The organism is Vibrio fujianensis, from assembly GCF_002749895.1.
In the GTDB taxonomy this organism is placed as follows: Bacteria; Pseudomonadota; Gammaproteobacteria; order Enterobacterales; family Vibrionaceae; genus Vibrio; species Vibrio fujianensis.
This window is the reverse complement of sequence record NZ_NBUS01000033.1, coordinates 19467-25415: the sequence shown is the minus strand read 5'-3', so window position 1 is coordinate 25415 and position 5949 is coordinate 19467. Positions and strand designations below refer to the sequence as shown.

4 protein-coding genes, 6 tRNA genes and 1 pseudogene are annotated in these 5949 nt (G+C 43.2%); 4 read left to right on the top strand and 7 right to left on the bottom strand.

Features of this window, described 5'->3' with window-relative positions:
• Positions 1 to 56 precede the first annotated feature (56 nt).
• The 7 genes from B7C60_RS01635 to orn all read right to left on the bottom strand — a co-directional run bounded on the left by B7C60_RS01635 (position 57) and on the right by orn (position 1711).
• Positions 57 to 133: transfer RNA gene (locus tag B7C60_RS01635), tRNA-Met, on the bottom strand.
• Positions 134 to 289: 156 nt separating this feature from the next.
• Positions 290 to 366, bottom strand: a tRNA-Met gene (locus B7C60_RS01630).
• 167 nt (positions 367 to 533) lie between these two features.
• Positions 534 to 609, bottom strand: a tRNA-Gly gene (locus B7C60_RS01625).
• A gap of 35 nt (positions 610 to 644) precedes the next feature.
• Positions 645 to 720: transfer RNA gene (locus tag B7C60_RS01620), tRNA-Gly, on the bottom strand.
• A gap of 35 nt (positions 721 to 755) precedes the next feature.
• Positions 756 to 831 (bottom strand) — tRNA-Gly (locus B7C60_RS01615).
• 35 nt (positions 832 to 866) lie between these two features.
• Positions 867 to 942, bottom strand: a tRNA-Gly gene (locus B7C60_RS01610).
• A 223-nt stretch (positions 943 to 1165) separates the two neighbouring features.
• Positions 1166 to 1711, bottom strand: coding sequence for an oligoribonuclease (orn, locus tag B7C60_RS01605; RefSeq protein WP_099610143.1), 546 nt, complete (start codon positions 1709 to 1711; stop codon positions 1166 to 1168).
• A 139-nt stretch (positions 1712 to 1850) separates the two neighbouring features.
• On the opposite strand from orn, the gene rsgA reads away from it, so the two are divergent.
• The 4 genes and pseudogenes from rsgA to B7C60_RS17500 all read left to right on the top strand — a co-directional run.
• Positions 1851 to 2915 (top strand): small ribosomal subunit biogenesis GTPase RsgA, encoded by a 1065-nt coding sequence (gene rsgA, locus B7C60_RS01600; RefSeq protein ID WP_099610142.1) that lies wholly within the window; start codon positions 1851 to 1853, stop codon positions 2913 to 2915.
• Between the two features lie 100 nt (positions 2916 to 3015).
• Entirely contained in the window at positions 3016 to 3873 is an 858-nt protein-coding gene (gene asd, locus B7C60_RS01595) for an archaetidylserine decarboxylase (protein ID WP_099610141.1), read from the top strand.
• A gap of 163 nt (positions 3874 to 4036) precedes the next feature.
• Positions 4037 to 5452 carry an SLC13 family permease gene (locus B7C60_RS01590; RefSeq protein ID WP_099610140.1) on the top strand — a complete coding sequence of 472 codons (1416 nt, stop codon included), beginning with the start codon at positions 4037 to 4039 and terminating at the stop codon, positions 5450 to 5452.
• Positions 5453 to 5593: 141 nt separating this feature from the next.
• Positions 5594 to 5949, top strand: a pseudogene (locus B7C60_RS17500) (2,3-bisphosphoglycerate-independent phosphoglycerate mutase); the annotation flags it as partial.

The window sequence follows — 5949 nt, the reverse complement described above, 5'->3', positions numbered from 1 at the left end:
TGATGAACCGAGCTTGTGCTGCATTTTATCGTCAAGCACGATAATAGCTTTAGAACTGGTTGCGGGGGCCGGATTTGAACCAACGACCTTCGGGTTATGAGCCCGACGAGCTACCATGCTGCTCCACCCCGCGTCCGTACTATCTCATCGTTAAGCACGATGAAAGCTTAAATCATGCAATACACACTACCCTTTTATTTAAAGGATTATCTCGATATTGAGAAACTTTGCTCTGATGAACCGAGCTTGTGCTGCATTTTATCGTCAAGCACGATAATAGCTTTAGAACTGGTTGCGGGGGCCGGATTTGAACCGACGACCTTCGGGTTATGAGCCCGACGAGCTACCATGCTGCTCCACCCCGCGTCCGTATATCTCATCGTTAAGCACGATGGGGCTATAAAACTTAAACAACACACGAGGCCCCCTTTCTTTAAAACAAAAAGGCGTGACCTCAACCTTGACAAGGTTGCGCTCTACTAACTGAGCTAGTGTCGCATTTCATCGTTGAGTACGATAACAACTATTAATTTTGGAGCGACACACGAGGTTCGAACTCGTGACCTCAACCTTGGCAAGGTTGCGCTCTACCAACTGAGCTAGTGTCGCATTTCATCGTTGAGTACGATGACAACTATTAACTCTGGAGCGACACACGAGGTTCGAACTCGTGACCTCAACCTTGGCAAGGTTGCGCTCTACCAACTGAGCTAGTGTCGCATTTCATCGTTGAGTACGATGACAACTATTAACTCTGGAGCGACACACGAGGTTCGAACTCGTGACCTCAACCTTGGCAAGGTTGCGCTCTACCAACTGAGCTAGTGTCGCATTTCATCGTTGAGTACGATGACAACTATTAATTCTGGAGCGACACACGAGGTTCGAACTCGTGACCTCAACCTTGGCAAGGTTGCGCTCTACCAACTGAGCTAGTGTCGCATCAACAACGTTTTGTGCTGTTTAGGGCTGCGAATTATAAGTGCATTTTTTTGTGATGCAAGTAGTTAAAGCAAAAAAAAATGATTTTTAACTCATTCGCTGATAAAAGAAGCAACAAGGCGACTGATCAAACAACGACAGTAGAGAGAATTAACAATACGTGCCCCGACATAACGAACCTAATATAAGGCGTCACTCTAAAAATCAAGATGCTAAAGCTGATTTATATCTTAAAAACCGTAGAACGATAAAATTTTAACTCCGCAATTGATTCTCGAATATCGTCTAACGCTAAATGCGAACCTTGTTTGGAAAACTCATTCAGCACTTCAGGCTTCCAGCGTCGAGTAAGTTCTTTAATGGTGCTGACATCAATATAGCGATAATGGAAGTAACTCTCTAATTCAGGCATATGCCGATATAGAAAACGACGATCTTGGCCAATACTATTGCCACAAATGGGTGAAGCACCGGCAGGAACCCATTGCCGTAAAAACTCAAGCGTCTGCTTGACTGCTTGTTGCTCATTAATTGTACTTTGACGTACACGCTCCACTAATCCACTTTCATGATGCGTTCGTGTACACCAGTCATCCATTTTCTCTAGCTCGGATTTGGGTTGATGAATCGCTAACACCGGCCCTTCAGCAAGAATAGTAAGTTGGCTATCTGTAACAATTGTCGCAATTTCAATAATTTTATGTTGATCAGGATTAAGACCTGTCATTTCAAGATCAATCCAAATGAGGTTTTGTTCGCAAAAAGACATATAATACGTCCCTATAGGGGTTTGCTTATAAAAAAGGTACTATAACCCGAATACATATCATCAAGATACCTCATGTGGCTTGTGAAGCCTACCAATTTAGCGGGCCTTGTTTAACGCCAATAACCGAAAGTAGAACAGAGTGACTAAGAAAAAAAAACTGACTAAAAGCCAAGTTCGTCGAGTGAGAACAAATCAACATAAAAAACTCAAACACGATGAGTCTGTTTCATGGGATGAATCGATGTTAGAAAATGCAAAAACAGGCTTAGTGATCAGCCGATTTGGTCAACATGCAGATATTGAAGATCCCTCAACGGGACTCGTTCATCGCTGCAACTTACGACGTAGTATCGAAAGCTTAGTCTCCGGCGATAATGTTATCTGGCGTCCCGGTGCTGAAATGCTAGCTGGAATCTCTGGTGTGGTTGAAGCGGTAGAGCCAAGAACATCCGTTCTGACTCGCCCTGATTATTATGATGGGCTTAAACCGGTGGCGGCAAACGTGAATCAAATGGTGATCGTTTCTTCTGTGCTTCCCGAATTATCTCTTAATATTATTGATCGCTATTTAATTGCTGCGGAAACATTATCGATTTCTCCCTTGATCGTTTTAAACAAAGTAGATTTACTGACACCGGAGCAGCGCTCACACTATCAGCAACAGCTTGATAATTATCAATCAATTGGTTACGACATCCTCTTTGTTAGTAAAGAAAGCGGCGAAAATATCGATCAGTTAGAAAGTAAACTCCGTAACCGAATTAACGTGTTTGTTGGTCAGTCGGGTGTGGGTAAATCAAGCTTAGTCAATGCATTAATGCCGCAGTTAGAAATAGAAGTTGAAGAAGGTGAAGTTTCTGAAAACTCAGGACTCGGCCAGCATACAACCACAGCGGCTCGCTTATATCATATTCCATCCGGAGGAGATTTGATTGATTCTCCTGGCGTTCGTGAATTCGGATTATGGCATTTAGATGCAGAAGAAGTGACAAAAGCCTATGTGGAATTTCGCCCTTACTTAGGTGGGTGTAAATTTCGAGATTGTAAACACCTTGATGATCCTGGCTGTCTATTGAAAGCCGCAGTTGAACGAGGAGAAATTAGCACTCAGCGGTTTGAAAATTATCACCGGATCATTGAAAGTATGTCGGAGAATAAAGCAAACCGACAATACTCAAGAAATAAAAAAACCGATATCTCATAAGTTAATAAACTTGACTCAACTACGGATAACTGCTGACATAACTGGTTATTTTCAGTAACATCTCGCGCCCAAATATGAAAAGACATTGGAATAGTACACGATGGATAAACTAAAAGTTGGACTGCAATATTGGCTCCCACAACATGGCTTAACCCGTTTAATTGGAAAGCTCGCTTCAGCAAAAGCAGGCGGACTAACTACAGCCATCATTCGCTGGTTTATTAAACAATATAACGTCAACATGAATGATGCATTGCACTCTGATCCTAAGTACTACTCAACGTTTAATGAGTTTTTTGTACGTGAACTCAAGCCTGATGTTCGTCCTATCGCTTCGGGAGAGGACGTATTGGTTCATCCTGCCGACGCTCGTGTCAGCCAATTTGGGCCAATTACTGATGGGCAACTCATCCAAGCAAAAGGTCATCAATTCTCCGCTCAAGAATTACTCGGTGGCGATGCCGATTTAGCTCAAGAGTTTGCTGAGGGCGACTTTGCAACCTTGTACCTTTCACCCAGTGATTATCATCGTGTCCATATGCCCTGCGATGGAACCTTACGACAAGTGATTTATGTGCCCGGTGACCTTTTCTCCGTGAACCCGCTCACCGCAGAGCATGTACCTAACCTATTTGCACGTAACGAGCGAGTCGTGTGTATATTTGACACGCCATTTGGTCCACTGGCTCAAGTTTTAGTCGGAGCAACGATAGTCGGAAGCATTGAACTGGTTTGGTCTGGCACGATGACACCACCACGTGGAAACACCATCTATCGTTGGAATTATCCACCACAAGGACATCAAGCCGTCGTGCTCCAAAAAGGTCAAGAAATGGGGCGCTTTAAACTAGGATCAACAGTGATTAACTTGTTTGCGAAAGATGCGATTCGCTTTGATGAAAGCATGCAACTACAGTCTCCAACGTTATTGGGCTCTTCGTACGCCCATAAAGCTTAACCTTACGGTCGCCATTTTAGTTGAAATGGTGACCGTGGTAATCCGCACGCTTTCATCGCGAGTTGTTGCATAAAGTGTAAAAGTTTTAGCGCACTCTAAGACCTTTCTTGTTGAATGATTTATTCTTAGTTGTTCTCGGATAAAATTTGCCAAGGAAGCTTTTATGCATACATTATCTACTGGGCTTCTGACCCGGTTAGCCATCAGTTTTTTTATCCCGCTAGGGGTACTTGCTCTCCCAATTGATCTGATTCCTATTCAAGATTTAACCTTAGTGCAGCATCGGCTCTTAGCCATTTTCCTTCTTGCCGCTCTACTCTGGGTACTTGAACCTGTCCCTGTATTTGCTACTTCAATTTTAATCATAGCATTAGAGCTGATTATGATTTCAGATAAAGGTCTGCATTGGTTTCGCTTACCGCTAGAGCAACATGAAGTCGGACATTTAATTCCCTACACCGACATTCTTGGCGCATTTTCCTCACCGATTATTATCTTATTTATGGGAGGGTTTGCACTGGCGATTGCTGCCTCAAAATATGAATTAGATAATAACTTAGCTCGAGTATTGCTACGCCCATTTGGCCATCAACCCAAATTTATTATGCTAGGGTTAATGTTGATCACTTCTGTTTTCTCTATGTTTATGTCCAATACGGCAACCACCGTAATGATGCTTGCATTACTAGGGCCTATCGTCGCATCCGCCCCTCAAGGTGAATTGGGTGTCAAAGCATTGGTCTTGAGTATTCCAATTGCAGCAAATACGGGAGGAATTGCAACACCGATTGGCACACCACCGAACGCCATTGCCCTGCAATATTTAACGGGTGAACATAGCATAAACTTCCTCTCTTGGATGATGATAGGGTTACCTTTTGTTTTGATCCAATTAACCATCGCCTGGTTTTTGCTGCAATACTTTTTCCCGTCTTCTCAACCAACCATGACACTTAAATTACAAGGCACTTTTCAACGTTCTTGGCGCGCAATGGTGGTTTATTGCACCTTTACGGCTACGATCGTGTTATGGATGACCACCGCATTACATGGCATGAATACTTATGTGGTTTCGATTATTCCACTGGCCGTTTTCACACTGACAGGAATTATGGGAAAAGAAGAACTCAAATTGATTAACTGGGATGTACTTTGGCTCGTTGCTGGCGGGATTGCAATTGGCATTGGTTTAGAACATACAGGCCTAGCTGAAGCGTTAGCCCACGCCATTGATTATGAACGTTTATCCCCGATGTTTGTAGTGATATCTCTCTCTATTGTTTGTTGGCTGATGGCTAACTTTATGTCGAATACAGCAACCGCTAACCTATTAATGCCCATTGCCGCAGCGATAGGGATCTCGATGAATAATTTAACAGCGGTCGGAGGGTTACAAGGCCTACTCATTGTTGTGGCATTTTCCGCCTCACTCGGTATTATTCTTCCTGTTTCAACCCCCCCCAATTCGCTAGCCTACTCGACAGGGTTAATTGAAAGTAAGGATATGGCGAAAACTGGCCTCATTCTTGGCTTAATTGGCTTAAGTATTGTCTATCTAGCGGCTTGGATTCTGACATAGCTAATTTTGATCAATAGGCAACGTTTTGTTGCATTGATAGGGAGAATCGTTGATCTTAACCTACTGCAAAGCGAGTAAAGTGTAGTAAAATTACGCTAGTTTTCACTTTCTAATTACTATGAATTTAATGAGGTCATAACTATGTCTACTAAGAAGCCAATGGCTCTAGTTATTCTTGACGGTTGGGGCTACCGTCAAGATAACAGTAGCAACGCCATTAACAATGCCAATACACCAGTGATTGATAGCCTAATGGCTAACTGTCCACACACACTCATCTCTGCATCAGGCATGGATGTGGGCCTTCCTGACGGTCAAATGGGTAACTCTGAAGTGGGTCATACCAACATCGGTGCAGGTCGTATTGTTTATCAAGACCTCACTCGTATAACAAAAGCAATTGCCGATGGTGAGTTCCAACAAAATGAAGCGATTGTCACTGCTATTGATAAAGCCGTTGCTGAAGGTAAAGCGGTACACTTAATGGGGTTAATGTC